21 protein-coding genes are annotated in these 24928 nt (G+C 72.2%); 15 read left to right on the plus strand and 6 right to left on the minus strand.

The window, feature by feature from the left end; genetic code table 11:
* Nucleotides 1-2 precede the first annotated feature (2 nt).
* The gene (locus OOK07_RS13085; protein ID WP_266679964.1) at nt 3-155 is read right to left on the minus strand and encodes a hypothetical protein; all 153 of its coding nucleotides are present in this window, start codon (nt 153-155) and stop codon (nt 3-5) included.
* Nucleotides 156-395: 240 nt separating this feature from the next.
* Here OOK07_RS13085 and pgfA point away from each other — a divergent pair, with 240 nt between their 5' ends.
* The 11 genes from pgfA (at nt 396) to OOK07_RS13140 (ending at nt 12902) form a co-directional block, all read left to right on the plus strand.
* Nucleotides 396-1382, plus strand: coding sequence for a cell envelope lipid trafficking protein PgfA (gene pgfA, locus OOK07_RS13090; protein WP_266796543.1), 987 nt, complete (start codon nt 396-398; stop codon nt 1380-1382).
* Between the two features lie 194 nt (nt 1383-1576).
* The gene (locus tag OOK07_RS13095) at nt 1577-2728 is read left to right on the plus strand and encodes a glycosyltransferase family 4 protein (protein WP_266796545.1); all 1152 of its coding nucleotides are present in this window, start codon (nt 1577-1579) and stop codon (nt 2726-2728) included.
* The gene (locus OOK07_RS13100) at nt 2728-3534 is read left to right on the plus strand and encodes a class I SAM-dependent methyltransferase (RefSeq protein WP_266796547.1); all 807 of its coding nucleotides are present in this window, start codon (nt 2728-2730) and stop codon (nt 3532-3534) included. Before OOK07_RS13095 ends, OOK07_RS13100 begins: the two co-directional genes overlap by 1 nt.
* The gene (locus OOK07_RS13105; protein ID WP_266796549.1) at nt 3531-7976 is read left to right on the plus strand and encodes an alpha-(1->3)-arabinofuranosyltransferase; all 4446 of its coding nucleotides are present in this window, start codon (nt 3531-3533) and stop codon (nt 7974-7976) included. The genes OOK07_RS13100 and OOK07_RS13105 overlap by 4 nt, the downstream gene beginning before the upstream one ends.
* Nucleotides 7973-8119, plus strand: a complete 147-nt coding sequence (locus OOK07_RS13110; RefSeq protein ID WP_266679972.1) for a hypothetical protein — start codon at nt 7973-7975, stop codon at nt 8117-8119. Before OOK07_RS13105 ends, OOK07_RS13110 begins: the two co-directional genes overlap by 4 nt.
* Nucleotides 8116-9504, plus strand: coding sequence for a condensation protein (locus OOK07_RS13115; protein ID WP_266679974.1), 1389 nt, complete (start codon nt 8116-8118; stop codon nt 9502-9504). Before OOK07_RS13110 ends, OOK07_RS13115 begins: the two co-directional genes overlap by 4 nt.
* A 94-nt stretch (nt 9505-9598) precedes the next feature.
* On the plus strand, nt 9599-10333 hold the full coding sequence (locus OOK07_RS13120) for a class I SAM-dependent methyltransferase (RefSeq protein WP_266679981.1): 735 nt from the start codon (nt 9599-9601) through the stop codon (nt 10331-10333).
* Nucleotides 10334-10356: 23 nt separating this feature from the next.
* Nucleotides 10357-11289, plus strand: a complete 933-nt coding sequence (locus tag OOK07_RS13125; protein ID WP_266801935.1) for a hypothetical protein — start codon at nt 10357-10359, stop codon at nt 11287-11289.
* A complete protein-coding gene (locus OOK07_RS13130; RefSeq protein ID WP_266679983.1) occupies nt 11286-11510 on the plus strand; it encodes a Trm112 family protein in 225 nt (74 codons plus the stop codon). Before OOK07_RS13125 ends, OOK07_RS13130 begins: the two co-directional genes overlap by 4 nt.
* Complete coding sequence (locus OOK07_RS13135; protein ID WP_266796552.1) at nt 11507-12337, plus strand: FkbM family methyltransferase; 831 nt, start codon at nt 11507-11509, stop codon at nt 12335-12337. The genes OOK07_RS13130 and OOK07_RS13135 overlap by 4 nt, the downstream gene beginning before the upstream one ends.
* On the plus strand, nt 12303-12902 hold the full coding sequence (locus OOK07_RS13140) for a hypothetical protein (protein ID WP_266796553.1): 600 nt from the start codon (nt 12303-12305) through the stop codon (nt 12900-12902). Before OOK07_RS13135 ends, OOK07_RS13140 begins: the two co-directional genes overlap by 35 nt.
* Nucleotides 12903-13021: 119 nt before the next feature.
* Here OOK07_RS13140 and OOK07_RS13145 read toward each other — a convergent pair whose 3' ends face one another.
* Complete coding sequence (locus OOK07_RS13145) at nt 13022-13900, minus strand: ATP-grasp domain-containing protein (RefSeq protein ID WP_266796555.1); 879 nt, start codon at nt 13898-13900, stop codon at nt 13022-13024.
* Nucleotides 13901-14082: 182 nt separating this feature from the next.
* Here OOK07_RS13145 and OOK07_RS13150 point away from each other — a divergent pair, with 182 nt between their 5' ends.
* The 3 genes from OOK07_RS13150 (at nt 14083) to OOK07_RS13160 (ending at nt 18212) form a co-directional block, all read left to right on the plus strand.
* Nucleotides 14083-15528, plus strand: coding sequence for an acyl-CoA synthetase (locus OOK07_RS13150; RefSeq protein WP_266796557.1), 1446 nt, complete (start codon nt 14083-14085; stop codon nt 15526-15528).
* The gene (locus OOK07_RS13155; RefSeq protein WP_266796559.1) at nt 15521-16939 is read left to right on the plus strand and encodes a carboxyl transferase domain-containing protein; all 1419 of its coding nucleotides are present in this window, start codon (nt 15521-15523) and stop codon (nt 16937-16939) included. Before OOK07_RS13150 ends, OOK07_RS13155 begins: the two co-directional genes overlap by 8 nt.
* Nucleotides 16940-17174: 235 nt before the next feature.
* The gene (locus OOK07_RS13160) at nt 17175-18212 is read left to right on the plus strand and encodes a rod shape-determining protein (protein WP_266679995.1); all 1038 of its coding nucleotides are present in this window, start codon (nt 17175-17177) and stop codon (nt 18210-18212) included.
* A gap of 323 nt (nt 18213-18535) precedes the next feature.
* On the opposite strand, the gene OOK07_RS13165 is transcribed toward OOK07_RS13160, so the two are convergent.
* From OOK07_RS13165 to OOK07_RS13175, 3 genes are all read right to left on the minus strand, one after another.
* Entirely contained in the window at nt 18536-19483 is a 948-nt protein-coding gene (locus tag OOK07_RS13165) for an anti-sigma factor RsbA family regulatory protein (RefSeq protein WP_266679997.1), read from the minus strand.
* Nucleotides 19484-20231: 748 nt separating this feature from the next.
* Nucleotides 20232-21392, minus strand: coding sequence for a T6SS phospholipase effector Tle1-like catalytic domain-containing protein (locus OOK07_RS13170; protein ID WP_266679999.1), 1161 nt, complete (start codon nt 21390-21392; stop codon nt 20232-20234).
* 13 nt (nt 21393-21405) lie between these two features.
* Entirely contained in the window at nt 21406-22281 is an 876-nt protein-coding gene (locus OOK07_RS13175; RefSeq protein WP_266680001.1) for a DUF6424 family protein, read from the minus strand.
* A 704-nt stretch (nt 22282-22985) separates the two neighbouring features.
* Between OOK07_RS13175 and OOK07_RS13180 the strand changes: the two genes are divergently transcribed.
* Entirely contained in the window at nt 22986-24419 is a 1434-nt protein-coding gene (locus tag OOK07_RS13180) for a glycoside hydrolase family 43 protein (RefSeq protein WP_266796563.1), read from the plus strand.
* 128 nt (nt 24420-24547) lie between these two features.
* On the opposite strand, the gene OOK07_RS13185 is transcribed toward OOK07_RS13180, so the two are convergent.
* Nucleotides 24548-24895, minus strand: a complete 348-nt coding sequence (locus tag OOK07_RS13185; RefSeq protein ID WP_266796564.1) for a hypothetical protein — start codon at nt 24893-24895, stop codon at nt 24548-24550.
* Between the last annotated feature and the right edge of the window lie 33 nt (nt 24896-24928).

Raw genomic sequence — 24928 nt, forward strand, 5'->3', positions numbered from 1 at the left:
GGTCAACTCCCCTGTCCGGCTTGCTCGTACGTGATCAATGGGGTGTTCGGCTGGTCGGGGGTCGCGTCGAGCAGCGCGACGACGCCGAGGGCGGCGCCCACGGCGAGGGCCGCGGCGGCCAGGGCGGTGAGCGTGGCGGCGAGCAGTCGTGACATCGCAGGGTCAGCCTCTCTGTCCGGAGGTCGTCCCCACCCCGGTGTCCCCAACCCCTGCCCGTCGGCCCAGTCTCGACAACCATTGACACCCCGTCAAGAGCCGCCTACGGTTCCCGGCCCATAGGCCCTGCTCGGGTCCCCCAGGACCTGCCGTTTCTCGCGGCCGGCCTGATCCGGAAGACCCGCAAGACAGGGACAGAGCGGCCCGAACTCCGTCATCCCACCCCCTGGAGTGCCCGGATGCGCCGTACAGCCTCACCTGTCTCCCTGATCCTGCTGGGACTGGGCACGTTTCTGCTGGTCCTGGCGCCGATGCTGGTCTGGTACGTCGAGCCGCGGGCCGCCGTGAACCCGATCGACATCGACACGACCGCCGTCTACTCCGGCACCGGCAGCTACTTCGACACCGACGAGATCAAGACCGTGCACGACAAGCGGATCACGGTCACCCAGCAGGTGCGCGGCAACGTCGCGGACAGCGAGAAGAGCGGGCGGGCGGTGTGGGACGTGACGACGACGGTCGACACGGACAAGTCACTGCCGGCCGCCGATCCGCACGACGCGCTGGAGTTCTTCCTGAACCGGTGGGTGACCGACCGGCACACCAACCAGCCGGTGCACTGCTGCAAGGAGAACCCGTACTTCGAGGGCGACGCGTATCTGAAGTTCCCCTTCGACGTGCACAAACGGTCGTACTCCTGGTGGGACAACTCGCTCGGCGACACGGTGGTGCTGCACTACGCGGGTACGAAGAAGGTTCAGGGGTACACGGGTTACCGGTTCACCGGCACCGTCGCGCCCACGAAGATCGGCACCCGGCTGGTGCCCGGCACGATCGTCGGCCGGAAGAACACACCGCAGGTCCTGGCCGAGGAGTGGTACTCCAACCACGGCGTCGAGCTGGTCGCCGACCAGAGCACCGGCCGGGTCCTCTACGCCCAGGTCGGCCCGCGCCGCACGCTGCGCGCGCCCGGCACGAAGAAGGACGCGGTGGTGCTGCTCGACAGCCGGAAACTGGGGTTCACCACCGTGACCCAGAAGGCCCAGGTGAAACTGGCGAAGAAAGAGAGCGGCCAACTGCGCATGCTGGGACAGACGTTGCCGATCGGCGCCGCCGTGGCCGGATTCGTTCTGGCGGTGGTGGGTGGGGTTTTGGTGCTACGAGGACGGAAACGCCCCGAATCACCCGATACAGGTGGAACATCCCAGGCTCACCTCACGAAGTGACATGACGTCAGTTCTAATAAAGCCGGAAATTGTCATCCCGGTGAGTAGCCGTGGCGAATCGCTGGGCGAAAACTGTCCAACCCCACCCGAGCACAGCCCGTCCACACCCCCCGCCCATGAAGAGCTCAGTCCCCCCACAGCAAGTCCGGAAAGACACCGCTGAGTTCCGCACCCTGAGACGAGTTGGAGCACCCATGCCCCAGCACGTGCCTTCCCAGCTGCGCGCCGCACACCCCTGGGCGGCGCAGCACCCTCCGGCGCTCCCCCCACAACCGCGCCGAATCGTTTTCCTTGCCCACCGGGATCTGGACAATCCGGCGGCCGGCGGCTCCGAGCTGCTGGTCGACCGGCTCGCCGAGGGGCTGACCGACCTCGGCCACCAGGTCACCCTGATCTGCGGCGGCCCGGCGGCCTTCCGGGACTACCGGGTCGTGTCGGCCGGCGGCGAGTTCGGCCACTACCTGCGCGCCCGCTCCGCCTTCGCCCGACAGGTCGGTGAGACCGATCTGCTGGTCGAGGTCTGCAACGGCATGCCCTACCTCGCGCCCCTCTGGCACCACGGCCCCACTCTGTGCCTGGTCAACCATGTCCACTCCGACCTGTGGAAGATGCGGTTCGCTGGGCCTTTCACCCCGGCCGCGCGCATCGGCCGAAGACTCGAACAGTGGGCGCTGACCGGTGCCCAGAACCGGAGTCTGCTGGTCGCCGTCTCCCCCTCGACGGCGCACGCCCTGCGCGCGATCGGTGTCGAACGTGACCGGATCCGCGTGGTGCACAACGGGGTGGAGGAGCCCGGGCCATGTGCCGAGCGATCGGCCGAGCCGCTGTTCGCGGCGGTGGGCCGGCTCGTCGAGTACAAGCGGATCGATCTGCTGCTGAGACTCTGGGAGCGGGTGCGGCCGGTCACCGGCGGCCGGCTGGTGATCGTCGGTGACGGTCCCGAACGGGGTCGCCTGGAGCGGATCGCCGGTCCCGGCGTCGAGTTCGCCGGCCATGTCTCCGAGGCGGAGAAGCACCGGCTGTTGTGCGCCGCCTGGTTGCTGCTGCATCCGTCCGCCGTGGAGGGATGGGGGCTGGTCGTCACCGAGGCCGCCACCCGCCGGACGCCGACGATCGCCTTCGACGTACCCGGGCTGCGGGACTCCGTCGTGGACGGGGAGACGGGGGTGCTGGCTCACGGCGAGTCCTCGTTCGCGGCGGCCTGGTGCACGTTGGCCCTGTCCGGGCCGCGGCGGGAGGCGATGGGCAAGGCGGCGCGGGATCGCGCGGCGCGTTATCGCTGGCACCGGACGGTAGGACAGTTCCGTGCCGTCGCCGCCGAGGCGGTGAGGGGCTGGGGGCCGTGATGCGGCCGCGGATACGCCGTGCCCGTCCGCGCCCACGCGACGGTGGCGCACAGGGCACACCCCCGCGCCCCCGGCGGAGCACGAAAGATCCCTCCCTTGGCCGCAGCCTCGCTCTCTTCCGTGCCTTCCTGCACGAACAGGACGACCCGGACTCGTGCTACGAACTGCTGGCCCGTGACGCGGTCGATCAGGTCGAGGCCTACGGCGGAGCCGTCGCCGGGCGCACGGTCGTGGACGTCGGCGGCGGGAGCGGGTACTTCACCGCGGAGTTCCGGCGGCGCGGCGCGCATGCCCATCTCTTCGAGCCCGACAGAAGGGAGTTGGGCGCAGAGCCTCCCGACGGGGCCGTGATCGCGGACGGGTACTTGTTGCCGCTGTCCGACGGGGTCTCGGACGTCACCTTCTCGTCCAATGTCCTGGAGCACGTGGCCGACCCCCAGACGTTTCTCAGTGAACTCACCCGCGTCACCCGGCCCGGCGGGCTCATCTACGTGTCGTTCACCAACTGGCTGTCGCCCTGGGGCGGTCACGAGTGGTCGCCGTGGCACTACTTCGGCGCCGATCGGGCCCGCGCCCGCTACCGGCGCCGTACCGGAAAGCCCGCCAAGCACACCCTCGGCGAGAACCTCTTCGCCGTGCACATCGGCACCACGCTGCGGCAGGTGCGTGCCCGCGACGACGTCAGGGTCGTCTCGGCGCGCTCCCGCTACTGGCCGTTCCTCGCCGAGGCCGTCGTGAAGGCGCCCGGCGTGAGGGAGTTGGCCACCTGGAACCTTCTCCTCATCCTCCGGCGGTGTCCCCCATGACGACCACGGTCCAGGCTCCCCCTCCGGCAGCCGTCCCCACCACCGCGGGTACCTCGGGTCCGCCGGAGGGCCCGCGGTCGCGGCGCTGGCCGGCGGGGTTCTGGGCCGTGGTCTTCGTGCTGTTCCTGGTGGTGCACCCGGGGCGGCAGACCTTCGACACCAAGCTGGGTGTGACGGTGGACCCGGGCGCGTTCTTCTCGGGTCTGGGGCAGTTGTGGCACGACCAGGGATCCTTCGGCGGGATCCAGGACCAGTACGCCGGCTATCTGTGGCCGATGCTGCCGTTCTACTGGCTGGCCCATGCCGTGCGGCTGCCGGTGTGGCTGGCGGAGCGGCTGTGGCTGTCGCTGATCGTGTCCGTCGCCTTCTGGGGTGCGCTGCGGCTGGCCGAGCGGTTGCGGGTGGGCAGCGGGGGTTCCCGGCTGCTCGCGGGCGTCGCGTACGCGCTGTGGCCGGTGTTCACGATCGTCGTCGGGTCGACGTCGGCGGCCGCGCTGCCCGGTGCCTTTCTGCCCTGGGTGCTGCTGCCGCTGACGAACGAGCGGTACAGCGCCCGTGTCGCCGCCCTGCGCTCGGCGTTGATCGTCCCCTTCATGGGCGGCGTGAACGGCGCCTCCACGCTGGCCTCGCTGCTGCCGGTCGGGCTGTATCTCCTCTCCCGGCCGCCCGGGCCACGTCAGCGCAAGCTGATCGCCTGGTGGGTGCCGGGGGTGGTCGTGGCGACGGCCTGGTGGTGGATCCCGCTGCTGATGCTCGGCGTCTACGGCGAGAACTTCCTTCCGTACGTGGAGACTTCGCAGACCACGACGGCCACGATGTCGGCGACGGAGGCGCTGCGCGGGGCCGGCAACTGGGTCGCGTATCTGCACTTCGGCCAGGCGTGGCTGCCTGCGGGCTGGACGGTCGCCGCTTCGGTGGTCGTCATCGTCTGCTCGGCGCTCGCGGCCGGGCTGGGCCTGGCGGGGCTGGCGAGACGGGACATGCCGGAGCGGCGGTGGCTGGTGCTGACCGTGATCTGCACGGCTCTGGTGCTGCTCGCGGGATACGGCGGCGCGTTCGGCGCGCCCTTCCACGGCGTCGTGCAGGACTGGCTCAACGGCGGACTGGTCCCCTTCCGCAACATCTACAAGTTCCAGACGGGACTGGCTCTGGCGCTGGTCCTGGGGCTCGCCCATGTGGTGGGCGTGGCGGCGCAGGCGCGCGGGGCCCGGCCGGTGCGCGGCCGCCGGTTCGCCCCGCTGGTCGCGGCGGCCTTGATCCTTCCGGGCCTCGCGTGGCCGTACCTCAACGGCTCGATCCTCAACCCGGGCTCCTTCCAGGAGCTGCCCGCGTACTGGAGGACGACGGCGAGCTGGCTGGAGAAGTACTCCCCCGACTCCCGCGCCCTCGTCGCCCCCGCCACCTCGCACGGCCTCTACACCTGGGGCTCCCCCATCGACCAGCCCCTCGACGTCCTCGCCAAGTCCCGCTGGGCGCAACGGGACTACGTCCCCTTCGGCACTCCGGGCAACCGGCGCGCGATGGACGCGGTCGAGGACGCCCTGGCCTCCGGCAGTGACGTCCCGGGCCTCGCCGACTACCTGAGCCGGGCGGGCCTCTACTACGTCGTCGTACGCAATGACCTGGACCCCGACCAGATCGGCTCGGTGCCGACCACGACAGTGAAGCGGACCCTGGAACAGTCGGGGTACGTCCGGGTGACGGGCTTCGGGCCGGTCATGACCGGCGGCACGATCGCCCATGACGCGCCGCTCCAGGTGGAGGGGCTGTACCCGCGGCAGCGGGCGGTGGAGATCTACGAGCCCGCCGGCAAGGGCGTACCGAGGCCGGGACAGGCCCGTCTGCTGCCGGTCGCCGACACCGCCGTGGTCTCCGGCGGCCCCGAGTCGCTGCTCCCGACGGCGTCCGAGCTGCGCGGCCGGGCGAGCGTGCTGACCGGTGACAACCACCCCGGGCTCGGCTCCCCGCCCCTCCAGGTGGTCGGCGACGGGCTGCGCCGCGCGGACACCCGGTTCGGCCTGGTCGACGCCAACACGTCGTACACCTACACGAGTTCGGAGCGGAACTCGCCGGACGCCGTGCAGGACCCGGGCGAGAAGCCGCACCAGATCCTGCCCACCGAGGGCCTCGGCCACCAGACGGTGGCCCGGCTGCGCGGCGCCCGCTCGGTGACGGCCTCCTCCAGCGGCAACTGGCTCTTCCACCTCCCCCAGTACGACCCGGTGAACGCCTTCGACGGCAATCCGGAGACTGCCTGGACGGAGGGCGCGCCGGACTCGGCGGACGGGCAGTGGCTGCGGATCGGCCTCACGGACACCTACGACATGCCGTCGTCGTTCGAGGTGACGCCGCTGCCGCAGGAGAGCGTGCGGTCGGCGGCGACGAAGGTGCGGGTGGCGACCGAGAAGGGGTCGAGGACCAGTTTCCTGCGGCCGAACGGCCAGACGCAGAGCATCAAGGCACCGGCGGGCTCGACGAGTTGGATGAAGCTGACGATCGTCGACTCGGTGTCCCGTCGCTCGGGCCTCACCGGCGCGGGCTTCTCCGAGGTCCGTCTGCCGCATGTCCAGGTGACCCGGCTCCTGCGGCTGCCGACCGACGCGGACGCAACGGCCGGCTCGGACGCCGCCGCCACGATGATCTCCCTGCACCGCACCCCCGACCCCACCGGTCTCTCCGCCACCGGCACCGAGGCGGGCCTGCACCGCCGCTTCTCCACGGCCGCGGCGGGGACGTACGAGGTGAAGGCGAGTGCGGTGCCGGTGGCCGGTGAGGCGCTCGACAAGCTGCTGTACGAGGTCGCGCCCGACCAGCGCAACCGCATCGTGGCGACCGCCGACTCGACGGCACCGCTCGGTGCGGGTCTGTCGGCGCGCAACCTCACCGACGGGGACCTGACGACGGCGTGGATCGCGGGCGACCGGCCGACGATCCATCTGCGCTGGAACGGCAAACTGCCCGTCGGGGAAGTGGTGTTGGCCCCGGCCGGCGGCCTGTCGAGCCGTCCGGCCCAGGTGGACATCAGCTCGCCGGGCGGCTCGACGACCGCCGGCGTCGACGAGAACGGCGTGGTCCGCTTCGACCCGATCACCACGGACCGCATGGACATCACGATCACGCAGACCGCGCCGCTGACCCTGCACAACCCGGTCGCCGACGAGGACCTGCAGCTGCCCGTGGGCCTGACCGAGGCGTACATCCCGGCACTGGACCAGTACCGGACGCCGCAGCCGAGGAACTCCCGCACGTTCTCGCTGCCGTGCGGGCAGGGGCCGGACGTGGCGGTGGACGGCGAGCTGTACCGGACGAGCGTGCAGGGGACGGTACAGGACCTGCGGGAACGCCGGCCGGTGGACGTCACGCTCTGCCAACGAGGGCGCGCCGACAACGCGTTGGACCTGGCGGCGGGCGCACACCGGGTCGAGGCCGGGGACGCCGGACCCCTCCCGCTGACGGACGTCACCCTCACCCACGGCACACTCACCGAACCCACGGCGGTGGAACGCCGGTTGACGGTAAGGGACTGGCTGGGCGACCGCCGGGAGGTGACCGTCGGCTCCGGTGCGGCCATGTACCTGACGACGTACGAGAACTACAACGACGGCTGGAAGGCCACCCTGGGCGGCAAGGAGCTGACCTCGGTCCGCCTCGACGGCTGGCAGCAGGGCTGGCGGATCCCGGCCGGAGCGGGCGGCACGGTCAAGCTGTCGTACGAGCCCGCGACGACCTACGAGGGCGGGCTGATCGGCGGGGCTGTGGGGCTCGCGGTCCTGGTTGCCCTGGTCGTGTGGAGGCGGCGCGCACCGAACCCCGACCCGCCGCAGCCGGCTGCGCCGCTGCCGGGGCTGTGGCTCGGCACGGTGGTGCTGACCGCGGTGGGCATCGTGATCGCCGGGTGGTTCGCCCTGCTGGTGCCCGCGCTGGCCTTGCTGGCGTACCGACGGCACGCGCCGCTCGTACCGATCGCGTTCGTGGCCCTCGCGGGGGCCGGGATCGCGGCGGCGACGGGGGCCGGCGAGCCGGTGGGCGCGGGGCATGGTGCGTTCGGTCACGCGGCCCAACTGCTGGCGTTGACAGGGCTGTTCGCGGGTGTGGTGAGCGTGCGGGAGCCGGACGAGGGGCCGGGGGCCACGGCAGTGCTGCCACCGGCGGCTGCGACCGGCGCTCCGCCCGGCTCCGAGGCACCCGCACAGTCGCTGCCGCGCCGGATGCGCGGCGCGAGGGGGCCGCGGCCCCGGAGCGAGGACGTGCGGGGGGCCGAGGGTGAGCCCTCCGCCCCGCGCCCCGACACCGGACCGACCCTCTCGGCCCGGGGCCCCGGCGGACCGGGCCCCGGCTCACCCACCGCCCGCATCCCCTCCCGCACACCGAAGCCCCCGCCCGCACCGCGCGAGCAGACACCGGACCCGGACCCCGACAGCGGAAGGGGTGACCCCAAGTGAGCGCACTGGAACACCATGCGCGCGCCGAGAGCCCCGCGCGCCCTCCGGGCCACAACTCCTTCCGCGCCGCCACGCTCCGGCCGGCACCGCTCCAGGACGCGCAAGGACCGACGACCACCATGGGGAGGGGCGACCTCGAATGACCGCACTCGAACACCCCGCGCGTGCCGGGGGCCCGGCTCGTTCGCCGGTTCGTATTCCGTTTCCGGTCGTCGACGAGGTCGCCCGGCACTGCATCCAGGAGGAGGAGCCGGAGACGGTTCACATCGAGGTGCATCTGCCGGGGCGGCTGGACCGGGACCGGCTCCGTGCCGCGTTCGTCGCGGCATTGCGTCGCCATCCGCGCATCCTGATGCGCGAAGCCCCAGGTCACTGGTATCGGCGGCGCTACGAATGGGAGTTGACAGGCGGGCCGGACGCGGAGGTGGTGTCCTTCCCGCCGGGGGGCCGGTGCGCGTTGCGGGACGCGCGGACGCGGGCGCTGACGAGTGCCCCGCCGCTGTCCCTTTCTCCGCCGGTACGCCTGGAGGTGGTGGAGGGGGCGGGCCCTGCGGAGGGCAGCGAGGCGACGGACGCCGTCGGTGTGCCGCCCGGGAGGCACGACGGCCCGCAACCGGGCCTTTCCCGGGGCACCGTCCTCTTCCTCACCATCAACCACACCGCCCTGGACGGCCCGGCCTGTCTGCGTGTCCTGGCCACCGCGGCCGAGCTGTACGGAGGCAGGGACAACTCCCCCGCAGCACCCCCCGTACGCACCACCGACGCCCCCCGGGACCCCGGCGACTCCCCCTCCAACTGGTCCCCGCCCGCCCGCGTCGCCCCCGGCACCCCCGAGCCCTCCCCAGGCAACGGCATGCTCGTCACCGAACTCCCGCTCCCCCACCGCCCGAAGGGCTCCCCCTACACGGTGAACGACCAGCTCATGGTCACCACCGCCCTCACCATCGCCCACTGGAACAGAGAACACGGCGCCCGCCCACGCCCCCTTCGCATCACCATGCCCGTGGACGACCGCCCCCGGGACGCCACCATGCCCATCGGCAACGGCACCCGTCTGGTCGAAGTCACCTTCAGCACGCGGGAGTTGGCCGCCCACGCCGTCGCCGACATGCCCTCCCTCCTGCGCGGCACGGCCATCCGCACCCGCGCCCTGAAATCCCTCCCCCGTCCACAGCTCGGCCACGGCGCCGCGCTGCTCACCGCGCCCGTCACCCCCGTGGCCTGGCGCGCCGCCCTCACCCGGGGCCTGCGCAGAGCCGCCGCGCCCTGGACGTCGACGACACTCCTCAGCAACATCGGCCGCATCCCGTACCCCCTGGACTTCGGCGAGGAGGCGGGCCGCGCGCACGCGGTCTGGTTCTCGGCGCCGGCCCGGATGCCCCGCGGCCTGACCGTCACCACCGCGTCCACCGCGGGCCGCCTCCACCTCGCCCTGCGCTGGTCCCGCGCCCTGCTCAGCCACGGCGACGGGGCTCACCTCCGGGACCTGTTCGAGCACTACCTGCACTCCACGGAGGTCACCCCATGACCACCGCCCCCACGCTCCGCCCCCTCGGCATCGGCCGCGACCCACACCTCCGCCCCTGGCCCCGAAGCCACCCGCACACCACGGAGGTGGCCCCATGACCACCACCCCCACGCTCCGCCCCGGCCTCCGCGACTTCTACGAGAACCCCACCGTCCCCGTCGCCTCCGGCACCCCGCGCACCCTCCGCCAGGCCCGCATGCTGGCCACCGCCCTCGGCCCGGCCACGGGCACCCCGCGCACCGTCCTCGACCTCGGCTGCGGGGACGGCACCGCCGCCGCCACCGCGGCGCCCCTGCTGTCCGGCCATCGCATCGTCGGCGTCGACTGGTCCCAGGACGCCCTCACCCGCGCCCGCACGCACCTGTCGTACGCCGTCCGTGGTGAACTCGGCGGCGGTGGGCTGCCGTTCGGGACCGCCTGCGCCGACGCCGTGCTGTTCAGCGAGGTCATCGAGCACCTGGTCGACCCGGATGCGGCGCTCGACGAGATCCGGCGTGTACTGCGCCCCGGAGGCCACCTGATGCTCTCCACCCCGAACCTGGCCGCCTGGTACAACCGCGCCCTCCTGCTGGCCGGCGTGCAGCCCGTGTTCTCCGAAGTCAGCCTGCGCGCGATCCACGGCCGGCCGGGAAGGGAGGTGGTGGGGCATCTGCGGCTCTACACCGCCCGCGCGCTGCGGGAGTTCGTCGCCGGGTCCGGATTCGAGATCGTGGAGATGAAGGGCGCGCCCTTCCACGGCGTACCGCGCACGCTCCGCACGCTCGACCGGCTGGCCTGCTCCAGACCGTCGCTCGCCTCGATCCTGCTTCTGCACGCGCGAAAGACCTAGGGGGCGTGGCCATGTGGTGGGGAGTGGCGGCGGCCCTCGTGGCGAATCTCCTCTACAGCACCGGGTTCGTGCTGGAGAAACGGGCGTTGGCCGCCCTGCCGGAGGTGACGATCCGTCAACCGGCCCGGCTGCTGCGCCTGGTGCTCGGCAGCCCGCTGTGGATCGGCGGCTCACTCGCCCTGGCCGCCGGCTTCGGCGCGCAGCTCGCCGTCTACCGGACCCTGCCGATCGCCGCGGCCCAGGGCATCTTCGTCTCCGGCCTGGTCCTGCTCGTGCTGCTCTCGGCCCGGCTGCTGGGCGAGGAGACCACGGGCCGCGAGCGGTACGCGCTCGGCGCGATCCTCGCCGCGCTGCTCATGGTCGTGCTGTCGCTGAAGGAGGCCGGCCCGGGTGCCGACACGGTCAGCCGCAGCGCGCCGTATCCGCTGATCCTGCTGGTCTGCGTGCCGTCGCTGGCAGGTGGTGTGTGGCTCTACGGTGCCGCCGAGCGCCGCGCCCGCCACCGGCACCGCGCCCCGACCACGGGCGTGGAGTACGGGGTGGCCGTGGGCCTGCTGTACGGGGTCAGCTCGCTCGCCATCAAGGGCGTGTCGAGCTACCTGACGACCAGTGGGCCGAGCCACGCGGTGGTCGGGCTGCTGGGCTCCCCGTATCCGTATCTGCTGCTGTTCACCGGTGCGTTCGGCCTGGTCATGTCGCAGGCCGCACTGCAGCGCTGCCGGGCATCGCTGATCGTGCCCGTGTGCACCACCGTGACCTGTCTGTTCACGGCCGTACTCGGCACGCTCTCGTTCGGCGAGGCCCTCCCGCACGACCCCCTGCGCCTGGCCCTGCGCCTGGCGGGCACCGCCCTCGCCGTCTCGGTACTCCTCGCCATGCCTCGGCACGATCCGCAGCCGGCACCGCCTGCTCCACCCCAACCCCCCATTGTCACCAAGGAGTTGACCCCTCCATGAAGCCCGACGACCCACTGCTGCGGATCCTGGCCTGCCCGCTCGACAAGGGCCCGCTGCACCTTCTCCTGCCGGACGGGCCGACGGCCGACGAGGCCCTCTACAACCCGCGTCTGCACCGCCGTTACCCGATCGTCGACGGCATCCCGCAGCTGCTGCCGTCCTCCGGGGAGCAGGTGTCGGACGACGAGCACGAGTCCCTTCTGGAGCGGATCTCGCCGTGACCGCACCCCGCACCCTGGCCGCCCGTCTGGCCCCGCACCTGCCCGTCCGCCTGGTGGCGGCCACCGCACGGGCGGTCTACCCGCGCTTCGAACCCGAGCTGGCCCGGCTGTCCGACCTGTGCCCGGCCGGCTGTGGCACCGCTGTGGACGTAGGCGGCTGGTACGGCCCGTGGACCCGGCGCCTGGCGGGGCGGGCGGGCCAGGTGGTGACCGTCGAACCGGTCCCCCACCTGGCCCGCCTCCTCACCTCCGCCGCCCCGGCGAACGTCCGTGTCGTCCAGGCCGCCGCCTCGGACCGCCCGGGCACCGCCCGGCTGTGGCTGCCACCTGACGACGCCGGCGACCGGGGCGTGTCCTCCCTGGTCCGCCGGGACATCCACGCCCACGCCCTGCATGTCCCCTGCGTCACCCTCGACGAACTCGGCCTGCGGGACGTCGGCTTCATCAAGATCGACGTGGACGGCAGCGAGCTGGCGGTGCTGCGCGGGGCGACGGGCCTGCTGGCCCGCGACCGCCCCGCGCTCTTCGTCGAGCTGGAGTCCCGCATCCAGCCGATCGCCCCCGTCGTCACCTACCTCTCCCTGCTGCGCTACGCCGGCTGGGTGCTGCCCGGCTCGACCTGGATGCCGCTCGCGCAGTTCCCCCTGGAGGCCCATCAGGCGGGTGCCTCGCACGTCGTCTCCCAGGGCCTGCTGGGCCGCGTCCTGCCCTTCCGCGCCCACCCCCGTTATGTCAACTCCGTCCTCTTCCTCCCGGACGGCCGCCGCCCGGGTGTCAGTGCCGTGGGCGACCATGGTTCCCATGCCGCCCGCCACGCACCCCGCTAGCCCCTTCACCCCCCGCGACTTCCAGCTGGTCCTGCTCCGCCGCATGGCCGACCACAATCCAGGCCTGGTGGAGGACGCCCGCCACGCCCTGGGCGCCTCCATCACCGACATGAGAGAGGCCAACAAGCGCTGGCAGGCGATGCTGCACTCCCCCCGGTCCCGGGCCGCCGCCTCCCGGTACCGCTCGGTCCTCGGCGCCCCGGAGTCGACGCTCACGCGCAGGATCGGCGACATGGCCTGCGAGGCATGGCTCTTCCCCGTCCCCCTCTGGCCCGACCTGCGCTTCGAGGTGCTGCTCGCTCCGAACGGCGCGGTGTGGAACGAATGGCTGATCCGAGCCCCGGAAGCCGAGGGACCGGACCTGAAGTCGCTCGCCGACCTCACTCCCTGGTCCTGCACGGTCGACGAGGCAGCCCGCGCCTTCGCCCCCGCCCGGCCGCTGGAGGGCACGGCCCCGACCCGATGGGGGCTGGCATTCACGGCCCCGGACGCGGAGGGGGCGAGGCGGGCGGTGGTCGCCGAGTTCACCTGGGGGCTGTTGCAACGGGTCGCGGTGAACGACTGAACCAGGTCCATCCACAGGACCGCCCCAGCCCGCCCGCCACCCCGAACCCGTCGGAATCCCGTCCTCGCGCCCGTCGCAATCACGTCCTCACGGCCCTCAGAACCGTGTCCCTGAGGCCCTCAGAACCGTGTCCCTGAGGCCGTCAGAATCGCGTCCCTGACCGCGGCCACCGACCCCGGATGCAGATCGAGGAAGAGGTTCGGCTCGACCAGTTCCAGCTCCATCACCCGCGGCTGGCCGTCGGCCCCGTCGACGAGGTCCACGCGCGCGTACAGCAGCCCGGATGCGTCCGGTACGGCGGCCAACGCAAGCTCGGCGACGGCGAGTTCCGCCTCACTCGGGGTCCACGGCACCAGGTCCGGGTGGGGCACCTTGTCGGCGTCGTAGGCCGTGCCCGGCGCCAGTACGGCGCCCTTCCGACTGGCGTGCAGGAACCGTCCGCCGAAGAACTGCAGCGCACGCTCACCACTGACGTCGATGCCGGACAGATACGGCTGCACCATCGCGGTCAGCCCTTCCTCGTGCATGCGCGCGAGGTGTCGTACGGCCCTGTCGTGGTCGTCCGGCGTGTAGCGGGCGGCGTACCGGGCGCCCGCGCCCGAGGTCGGCTTGACGACGTACTCGTGGCCGTCGGGAAGGCCGGCGGCGTCGCCGGGCGCGAGATACCGGGTGGGGACGACGGGCACGCCGGCCGCCGCGAGATCCCCGAGGTACCGCTTGTCCGTGTTCCAGCGCACGATCTTCGCCGGATTGGCGAGCCGGGTGACCGCGGCGCACTTCTGCGCCCACTCCACGAACTCGCCCGCCCGCCAGCTGTAGTCCCAGGTCGAGCGGATGACGACGAGATCGAACCCGCTCCAGTCGGTACCGGGGTCGTCCCAGGGCACGGCGACGGCATCGGCCCCGGCCTCCCGCAGCGCACGCACCAGAACGGGAAGGTCGCGGTCCCTGCTGGGGTGCGCTCCGGGGTCGTAGGTGGCGAGGGCGACACGGACCATGGCGGCCTCCGGTCTCGTAGGTGTGCCGGGCGGTGGATCACGCGGCAGGGTATGAGCAGGTTAACGGGGTGCGAGGGAAGTCGCCGTGACGCCCCTGCGGCCGGCCCGGGGCACCGAGGCCCGATGATGGTCCTGCCCGGCTTGGAGCAAGCAGTGATCGTCGACAGTCAGGAGTACGACGCGTGACCTCTCTCTTCCCGGCCCTGGAGAATCCGAACAACCGCCTCGCCCTGCGGTTCGGGGACCGGTCCCTGACGTATGCCGAGCTGGCCGCGGCGACCGGCGCCCTGGCGGCCCGGATCCCGGCCGGCGGCCGGGTCGCCGTCTGGGCCACGCCCGGGCTGGAGACCGCGGTGGCCGTGGTGGCGGCCCTGCGGGCGGGGGTGGCCGCCGTGCCGCTCAATCCGAAGTCGGGCGAGAAGGAGCTCGGGCACATCCTGTCCGACAGCGCACCGTCGGTGGTGCTGGCGGCAGCGGGTGATGAACTCCCCTCGTCCACGAGGGAGTTGGCGCGCATCGACGTGGACGTCCACGGCACGGGAGGCCTCGCCCCGGCCCCCGCCGTCACCGCCGAGGACCCCGCCCTGATCGTCTACACGTCGGGCACCACCGGCCCGCCCAAGGGTGCCGTCATCCCGCGGCGGGCGATCGCCGGCACCCTGGACGCGCTCGCCGACGCCTGGCAGTGGACCGGCGACGACGTGCTCGTGCACGGGCTGCCGCTGTTCCATGTGCACGGTCTGGTGCTGGGCATCCTGGGCCCGCTCCGGCTCGGCGGCTGTGTCCGGCACCTGGGCGGGTTCAGTACGGAGGGTGTGACACGCGAGCTCAACGACGGCGCGACCATGCTGTTCGGCGTGCCGACGATGTACCACCGGATCGCCCAGGCCCTCTCCACGGAACCGGAGTTGGTGAAGGCACTCGGTTCGGCGCGGCTGCTCGTCTCCGGTTCCGCCGCGCTCCCCGTGCACGACCACGAGCGCATCGCGGCCGCGACCGGCCGCCGGGTCGTCGAGCGCTACGGCATGACGGAGACGCTCATGAACACCAGCGTGCGGGCGGACGGCGAGCCGCGCGCGGGCGCCGTCGGCCTGCCGCTGCCCGGCGTCGAGCTGCGGCTCGTCGAGGAGGACGGGTCGGCCATCACCTCGTACGACTCACAGACCGTGGGCGAGATCCAGGTCCGCGGGCCGAACCTCTTCACCGGCTATCTGAACCGGCCCGACGCGACCGAGGCCGCGTTCACCGCCGACGGCTGGTTCCGCACCGGTGACATGGCGGTGCGCGATCCCGACGGATACGTCCGCATCGTCGGCCGCAAGGCCACCGACCTGATCAAGAGCGGGGGTTACAAGATCGGGGCCGGTGAGATCGAGAACGCGCTGCTGGAGCATCCGGGAGTGCGGGAGGCCGCGGTCACCGGGGAGCCGGACGCGGACCTGGGTGAGCGGATCGTGGCGTGGGTGGTGCCGGTTGATCCACAGTCGCCGCCCGGTGCACAGGAGTTGGCGGACCATGTGGCCGGCCGTCTCGCCCCGCACAAGCGGCCACGCGTCGTGCACTACCTCTCCGCCCTCCCCCGCAACGACATGGGGAAGATCATGAAGCGGGCGCTGAACCGTGACTGAACGCCTCTCCGCCCGCGCGTTCCTGGCCCTGGTCGCGGACGAGTCGACCTTCACCGAACTCCCGCACCCCGCAAGGGACTTCGGGGCCGGGGACGAGGCCGTGTCCGACGGCCCCCTCGCCTGGCACGGCTACGACGCCTCGCGCGCGCGTGCCGCCGAGCGCACCGGCGAGCGGGAGTCCGTCGTGTGCGGCACCGCGACTGTCACGGGGACGCGGGCCGTGCTGCTCGCCTTCGAGTTCGGCTTCCTCGGCGGCTCGCTCGGCGAACGCACCGGCGACCGGCTGGAGTCGGCGTACGCCTACGCCCGCGCACACCGGCTCCCTGTCGTCCCGCTGGTCGCCACCGGTGGCAGCCGTATGCAGGAGGGCATGCTCGCGCTGACCCAACTCCAGCGCGTGGCCCGTCAGTCGGCGCTGACCCGGGAGGCGGGCCTCCCGCAGATCGCCGTCCTCCGGGATCCCACGACGGGCGGCGGCTGGGCGACGCTGGGCGCGGGAGCCGACGTCGTCCTCGCCCTGCCGGGCGCGCAGGTCGGCTTCGCCGGCTCCCGGGTCCGCCCGCCGGACGCGGACCCGACGGCGTACCGGGCGGAGGCGCAGGTGGCGGCGGGCGCGGCCGACGCCGTGGTGCCTTTGGCGGAACTGCCGGTGACGCTGGGCCGGTGGCTGCGGCTGCTGACGGGCGGGGCGGGGTCCCTTGGGGCCGGCTCCGAGCCCGCGACCGCCACCGCCTCTGCTGTTCCGGCCGCTCCCGTTCCGGCCGCCCTCGGCGCCGGCGACCTCCCCGGCACCGGCTGGGCGGCGGTCCAGCGTGCCCGCTCGGCCGAACGACCCCGCGCGCAGGCCTACCTGGACGCCTACTTCACCCATCGGGTCACCCTCAGCGGCGACCGCTGCGGCGGCACCGACCGCGGCATGCTCTGCGGTTTCGGCGAGCGGGACGGCCGCAGCGTCGCCTACGCCGCCCAGGCCGGGACCGCGACCCGCCCCGCGGGCTACCGCACCGCCGCCCGGCTGATCCGCCTCGCGGACCGGCTCGGCATCCCGGTGCTGACCCTGGTGGACACCCCGGGCGCGGCCAACGACGCGGAGGCGGAGCGGCAGGGCGCGGGCGCGGCGATCGCGGAGCTGTTCGGCGCGGTGGCGGCGGCCCGTACGCCGGTCACCACTCTCGTCATCGGCGAGGGCGGGTCCGGGGGTGCGCTGGCACTGGCCGCGTCGGACAACACCTGGGCCACCCCGGACAGTTACTTCTCCGTCATCGCTCCCGAGCTCGCGGCCGCGATCCTCAAGCGGCCGGCCCACCAGGTGGAGGCGACGGCCGACCAACTCCGCATCCGGCCCCAGGACCTGGTGGAACTGGGGGTGATCCGCGGCGTCGTCGAACCCGCGGCCCGTTCCCGGCCCTGACCTACGCCAGTGGGGTCTCCCGGCCCCTCCTCCACGCCGTCCGATCCCTGTGAGCACCTCACACCGTCACTCTTACGCGAGCCTTATATCATGAGATAAGCAACAAAACCCCCATTCAGCCGCACCCCCACCCGGCCCCCCATAAAACGCGCTCCCCACCCCGCCTCCCGCACGATGCCTATAAGGCCCGCCACCCGGCGGCCCCCACGGTCTGCGCTCTCGGGAGGACCCCCGCATGACTGCCAGTCTGGAGCAGTTGCGCCGCTGCCATTTCGCCGTCGACCTGGGGGCGGCCCGGACCCGCGTCTACGTCAAGGGCGCCGGCCTCGTCGTCGACCAGCCGTCCGCCGCCGCCGTGAACACCCGCACCGGTGCCCTCATCGCCGTGGGCGAGTTCGCCGAGAAGATGAAGGGCCGCACCCCGGACTACATCCGCGTCATCCGCCCGGTGTCCGGCGGCACCGTCGTCGACATCGAGATGGCGCAGCGCATGCTCCGGCAGCTGCTCGGCGACAAGATGCGCCGCGCCCTGCGCCGCAAGCCCTTCCTGCGCGCCGCGGCCTGCACTCCGCACGACGCCGATCCGCTGGCCCGGCGCGCGGCCGTCGAGACGCTCGTGGGGCTCGGCGCACGGCGTGTGGAGCTCGTGGACACCCTCATCGCGGCCGCCGTGGGGTGCGGACTGCCCGTCGAGCAGCCCGAGGCCACCATGATCATGGTCTGCGGGGCGGCCACGACCCAGGTCGCCGTGCTCTCCCTCGGATCCATCGTCACCGCCGAGCGCATTCCCGTCGGCGGCGAGGCCGTGGACCACGCGATCGTCCAACACCTGCGCCACGAACACGAGTTGATGCTCCCCAGCCAGTCCGTACGACCGCTGCAGATCGCCCTGTCCGGCAACGGGCTCACCGCCCAGGGCCCGGCGTCCACGGAGATCCACGGGCGGGACGTCGCCACCGGTCTCGCCCGTTCCGTGCAGGTCGACACCGCCGCGGTGCGTGACGCGATCGAGACGCCGCTGACCGCCGTGCTCGACGGCATCGGAAGGGTGCTGCGCGACTGCCCGCCCGACCTGGTGGCCGACCTCGTCGACCGCGGGATCACGATGGTGGGCGGCAGCGCGCTGCTCCCGGGCCTCGACCAGATGCTCCGGCAGGCCACCAAGATGCCCGTGCACATCGCCGAGCGGCCCGACGTGTGTGCCGTACAGGGGCTGGGCTACATGCTGGAGGGCAAGATCGAGCCGCTGGTGCTCGACCCGATCTCCACCTGAGCCGTCCATGGCCCCCGGGGCGCCCCGGGCTCACGGGCTCACGGGCTCACGGGCTCACGGGCTCACGGGCGAGACGCCTAGCGGGCCCATCCGGGTCCATCCAGGTCCGTCCGGCCCCATCCGGCCCCATCCGGCCCCATCCGGGCACAACCGGCTCCGTCCGGGTCCGCCACTCCCACTTCGGCAGCCTCCTCCTCACCGTCCATGAGGACCGCGGCCGTATCGCCCGTGTTGATGCCGGACTCCACGCGGCGCTGTACCGGCCGCCCGCCGACGCCCCCGTCACCTGCCGCGGCAGGGTACTCGCGACGCGCTCTGCGTGGTCAACGGGCGAACCAGCAGCGGACGGTCGTGCCGCCGGGGCCCGTGTGCATCCGGACCAGGTCCGCGACCAGGTTGACCAGAAGGAGCCCGCGGCCACCGCTCTGAGCGCGGGCGGCGGGCCGGCGTCCGGCCAGCGGGTCGGCGAGGTGGCCCTTGTCCCGCACCTCGCACACCACGTACCCGTCCTCGGCCCACACCCCGAGCGCGCCCGAACCGCCGCCGTGCAGCACGCTGTTGGTGGCCAGTTCGGCGACGGTCAGCGCCAGGTCCTCGACCCGGGCCGACGACAGGCCGAGCCGTACGGCCTCGTCGACCGCCAGATGCCGGACCTCGCTGAGGGAGTCCGCGTCGAAGCGGTGGGACATCACGTCCGGTACGAGCGGCAACGGTTGGTTGTAGCGGGCGACGACGTCCGCGGGCGCGTAGGCCTGACTGTCCTCCTCCCGCCCCGAGCCGCCCCGGACGAAGGTGGGGTGGGTGGCGTAGGCGTCGGCGATGACCTGCGGGGGGAGGCGCCGGGTGTCGTACGGGCACAGGATGGTCGCCGTACGGCCCCGGAAGGCCGCGTTGATCAGCGCCTCGTGCTGGACGCAGGCCGGGTACTCGGTGGGCGAACGGCCGGCCCAGATCGGTTCGCCGATGATGCTGACCCGGGTGCCGAGCGGCTGGGCGTCGGCGAAGGAGCGCAGCACCCCGGGGATGATCCGGCCGGGGTTGCGCCCGGCCTCGCGCATGTCCAGGAACAGCACGGCTTCGGCCGCAGCGCCCAGCTCGTCCCGGATCAGCCGGAGGTTGTCGGCGGGCACGGCCACGGCGACGGGTTCACCGGCCGCGAGCGCGTCCCGCACGAAGGAGACGGTGCCCGCGAGGTACTCGTGCTCGTCGCCGTAGAAGAGGGCGGGGTGGATGAAGGGGTCGAGGGTGGCGAAGAGGTCGGTCTCGCTCATGACCACCTCCGTCTCGCCTGTCCCCCTGAGTTTCCTCGACAGCAGCCGCGTACCCGCTGCGGGGGTCGGTCATTCGCCTGGCCGGTGTATTCGGAGGCGCTCGGGGCGGGCGCAGGTCAGCGCCGCCGGGACCCCGCGGAGCCGGGGCGGGACGGCACGGCTCGCCCGACGGATTCCGGCGGCTGGAGGAAGTCTGCCCGGGGCCATCGAGGCGAGGTCATCACCACTGCGCCACAGACACCTCCCAAGGGGCTGAACACCCTGGCGAGCGGCGTCCGGATGGCCACGCACGGCTGCACCTGGGACGAGGCGTGGACCACCCCGCGTCACGAATCGCAGCTGTACGACGCCGAGCTGGGCACGGTGGCCGCGAGGTCGCGGCCGGCGCGGAGTCCGACGGCCAGGCCCCTCCGGAGGAGCTGCGCCGGGCCCTGCGTACGGCGATCACGCCCTGCCGGCGCTGACCTCGGCACGCCATCAGCGCGGCAGGATCCGGTCAGTACGGCAGGATCCGGCCCGAAGGCGTCCTGCGGTCGATCGTGGTGTCGCGGGGCGTGGAGGGACGGCGGTTGACGCGGACACGGATCTGACGGTTCATGACGCCTCCTCTGGCCGAGGGCCTACTGGCTGACATTCACCAGCCTGGTCCGCGTGCCGCTCCTGCACATCGTGCCCACGGATGCACCCGCGATGCCTCCGCAGCAGGAACGGATCCGGTTTCCGCTACTCCCGGGGGAGGAGGGCACCCCTAGGCCCCCGGCCCGTCGGCCTCCTGCCCGTCGGCCCCCGGTCCCTGGCCCCAGGTGGGCTTGAACCAGTCCGGGTCGGCCCAGCGCCCGCGTCCGGCCAGGTCAGGGCGGTAGCCGGGGTTCCGTTCCCTGCGCAGCCGTACGCTCGCGTGGAGCACCGCCGACGGAGGTACGGGACGCGAGCGCCGGCCCGCGAGGATCCACAGGGTGCCGTTGTGGTGGATGGTGGCGTCGGCGAAGGCCTCGGTGACCGCGGTCTCCTCGGCGTAGGCGCCCGGCCGGAAGTCCAGGTCGTCGCGGACACCGTCGGTGATCCACTTGAGGGTGATCGTGGAGAGCAGGGGCGCCCCCGGGACGTGGTCGAAGGTCCCGCCGACATCGCAGTGCACACCGGCGAACCACACCTCCTCCGCGGTGCTCCGGTCCGTGTCGGGCTCGGGGATGCGTGGCCTGACCAGGAACTCCCGGAACGGCCGCCGTTTCTCGTCGAGGGACACGGCGTGCCGGATGCGGGCGGCGTTGGGCAGCGAGTAGGTGTAGGGCCAGCGCAGGTCGCCCAGCCGGAGGAGGCCGGCCGCCTTCACGGTGTCCCAGACGCCCAGGTAGGCGACCGGGAGGGCGTGGTGCGAGACCTGCCGGGGGTCGTTGCGCTTGACCTGTGCCCACAGCGGCTCGTTCTCGGTTCGCCGGCAGAAGGCGTGCGAGAAGCGCGCGACCTCCTGCTCACTCTCGTCGATGTCCTGGTTGAAGGCGTATCTGGCCACCGCGTAGGGCACGAGGTTCTCCGCGCCCGGGCGCATCAGCCCCGGCTTGTTGAGCATCCCGACCAGCGCGCGGGCCGTGTAGGCGCCGCGGCTGAACCCGAAGACGTACACCGCGTCCCCTGGCTCCCAGTGCTGCATGAGGTAGGTGTACGCCTCGGCGAGGTTGGCCTTCAGGCCCGTGCCGAAGGCGAGGCCGCCCAGCCGGGAGAGCCCCCGCCCCAGGGGTCCGCGCGCGGTGGCCGCCGACATGGTGCCGACCCCGGGGTCGTAGTAGAGCAGCTGGCTCGACGGATCGTCCGGCTCCAGCATCTCGTACAGCCTGACCACGTTCGTCGGGTTGCGGGCGCCCACCTGGTTGCCGGTTCCGTCCAGGCAGACGACGATCCTGCGCGGCATGACCGCTGCCCGCCTAAGCGGTCCGGCGGGTGGCGCCGGACCCGCCGCGGGCACGCGCCCGGACGGACGCGGAGCGCGCACCGGGCGCGATCTGCTGCTGGAACGCCTCCAGCGCCATGGGGCTGTCCGGCGGCAGTACGGCCATCTGGCGGCGTCGTTGCGCCTTGGCCAGGACGTCTCCTGCTGGTGTGCCGTGCCGCGCGTGGAGGATGCGCAGATGTCCGTCGCCGGAACCGCGGGCGGCGACCGGTGCGACGCCGGCGTGGGTGCCGTCGGGCAGGGTCACCCACAGGTTGAAGTCGTCGTACCGGATGTAGTCCGCGCCCTTGATGGGCCACGGGTAGTGGTGCTCGCCGGCCGCCTTGGGCAGGATCCCCTGGTGGTTGCCGGTGGTGAGCGGCACGCACGCGTTGAACAGCGAGTCGGTCCAGGCCGCGACGCCCTGCGCGTCCGTGATGGGGGTCTCCAGCAGCTTCCGGGCCCGCTTGTAGCCGAGGGTCTCCAGGGCGGGAAGGGTGTCCGGGAAGGCGGCGACGAGGTCGGCGGCCTCCTGCCGGAGCCGGTCGACCTTCGCCGGGTCGGCGCAGAACTGCATGCTCCACTCGATGCCGACCCGGGCCCGGTACATCCGCCAGCCGCCGCCCGTCCGCACCCAGAGGCTGCCGCCGTGGTGCATCTCGTACGGCCCCGGCCCGTACGGCCGCTCGGTCCTGCCCAGCTCCCGAAGGATCTTGTTCGTGACCTCCTTCGCGGCGCGGAACTGCGCGGACTCGGTGCGTTCCGGATGCTTGACGAGCTGTATCTCCCAGGGGTGGTCCTCCCGTTCGGTCTTGCCGAAGGTGAGGGCCGGAGGAGTTCTCGTCGCGGTAGCGGCTCGGTCGTTGGCCATGGCCGGCCTCCTCTGTCGACCGCGGCCCCGGACGCCCGGCGCGTCACGGGCCCCGCTGTTCTCATCGTCCTCCCACGGCCCGGTTCTCGCTCTGCGTAACACCTGCCCCTTTCAACGATCGTTCCTGGCCGATGAACGATCGTCGGGAGGGGCGGCGCTGGGCGTGGCGGGTATTCCCCAGGCTCCCCCGGGCTGCGAGCCGCGCCACGCCACAGCTGTCGACCACCCGCTCAGGGAGCACATGGTGGAGCCACCTGCGGGTGTCACTACGTCAAGACCTCTCGAATGCCTCTCGCGCACCCGGCGAAAGACTCCGGAAACCTGTACGCGCGACCCCACGGCCACCGTCCGCCCTCGTAACCACCTTCCCGGGTTCCCGATTCACGGGCGTCGGAGGTATTGACGCGTCCCGCTTCCCCCCTCTAGCGTCTGCCCGACTTTACGAACACTGTTCGATTTTTCGGACAACTCGCCCCACTGAACAGGGAAGCGGCTGCACAGGCTTCCCCCGGCCAAGTACCTGGACGGCAACCCCCGATCCCCTCCGCACCGATCACCGCCCCACCCGGACGACGACCGTGACGTGCCCTTCCACGTCGCGCTGCAGCCGCGTCTGTCCCGCTGGAACGAGACCGAGCCCCCCACCACTCCACCGCGCCCCTCGTCACCCGATGGCGGCTTGCGAAGGACGACAGGAGACGTACATGTCCGCGCTGCGCGCACGGCTGTCGGCGATATTTCTCGCCGCGTGCCTCATCTTCACGGGTCAGGCCCTGACCACACCACAACTGGCCGCCGCCGCCGACCCCGGATACCTGATGGTGCACTTCACCGGGGAGGGGGCGACCAACCAGCAGACGTACCTCTCGCACAGCACCGACGGCGTGCACTGGAGCGACCTCAACGGCGGCGGCATGGTCCTGCGCTCCCCCGTCGGCACGAAAGGCGTGCGAGACCAGGCACTGGTGCGCTCTCCCGATGGCAGCAAGTACTGGATCATCGCCACCGACCTGTGCATCGACTGCGGGCAGAACTGGGACCAGTCCGTGAACAACGGCAGCCGCAACATCGTGGTGTGGGAGTCGACCGACCTGGTCAACTGGTCGCAGCCGTGGCTGCTCAACGTCGCCGGCGCGATCCCCGACGGGCGCAACGCCTGGGCACCGGAGGCGATCTGGAACCCGGCCACCAACGACTACGTCCTGTACTGGGCGACGAACGTGCCCCTCAACGGCAAAACGAAGCACCGCATCTACTACGCCCGCACCAGCGACTTCCGCTCCATCAGCACGCCGCAGACCTACATCGAGCGCCCCGGCACCCAGGAGATCATCGACACCCAGATCATCGAGGTCCCGGCCGGTGTCGGCAAATACCGCTACGTGCGGGCCTCCGGCGACGGTCAGATCACCCTCGAAGGCAGCAACTCGATCCTCGGGACGTGGACCAAGCTCGGTGACCTCTCCGGCATCGGCCTGACCGGCTCCATGGTCGAGGGCCCGATGTGGATGAAGTTCAACGGCACCAACAAGTGGGCGCTCTACCTCGACCAGTACGCCAGCAGCGGCGGCTACATGCCGGTCATCACGACCGACCCGTCCAACCCCGCCGCCTACCAGAAGCAGGCGTCGAGCAGCTACAACATGGGCGGCACGAAGAAGCGCCACGGCTGGATCATGAACCTCACGGCCGCCGAGGAGAGCCGCGTACTCGCCCGCTGGCCCAACACCCCGGTCCAGCGGCTGCAGTCGTACAACTTCCAGGACCGCTACGTCCGCCAGACCGACTTCGACGTGCGCATCGACCCGAACGTCAGCCCCGCCGACGACGCCCAGTTCCGGATGAGGCCCGGCCTCGCGGGCACCGGCACCGTCTCCTTCGAGTCGGTGAGCAACCCCGGGTACTTCCTGCGGCACGCCAACTACGACTTCCAGCTGGTCCGCAACGACGGCTCCGCCCAGTTCGCCGCCGACGCCACCTTCAACAAGGTCGCCGGACTCGCCGATTCCACCTGGTCGTCGTTCCAGTCCTACAACCACCCCGACCACTACATCCGCCACTACGCCTACGAGCTACGCCTCGACCCCATCACCACCGCGACCGGACGCAGTGACGCCACCTTCCGCCTGACGAGCTGAACGGGGGCCACCGCGCGCCGACGGGGAGGGCGGCCGGACCGAGGGAGTGCACGGAGGTGCCTGCGGCTCGGCTCAGGACGGAGCCTTCACGGCCGTTCTCACAGCCGCAAGCGCGGGGCAGCGGCCGCCTAGATGTGGAGCAGTCGCTGAGTGATCTCCCGGTACCGCCTCATCGCGAGCCGGAGTTCGTCGGACTGCGCGTCGGGATCGCGGTCCTGCCAGCCAGCCCGCAGGACACGCCGTCGTTCCGCGAGGGCGTTCACGAGCTGGGCGGTGGCTTCGTCATAGGCGCTCTCGGCTTCCTCCAGCGCGTCGAGCGGGATGTCGTCGAAGGTGTTGAGGGCGTGCCGGAGGCACTGGAGGACCTTGTCCCGTTCTTCCGACGGGAGCAGCGGCTCCGGGCTCGGGCTGCGGCGCGCGGCCGGGCCCGGGGTCTGGCCCGCGGACTGCCGGGCACGTGTCTGGTCGTACATCATCGGGGTCCGCTTCCGTTGCGCCTGAAGGCGGCT

The organism is Streptomyces sp. NBC_00078 (assembly GCF_026343335.1).
In the GTDB taxonomy this organism is placed as follows: domain Bacteria; phylum Actinomycetota; class Actinomycetes; order Streptomycetales; family Streptomycetaceae; genus Streptomyces.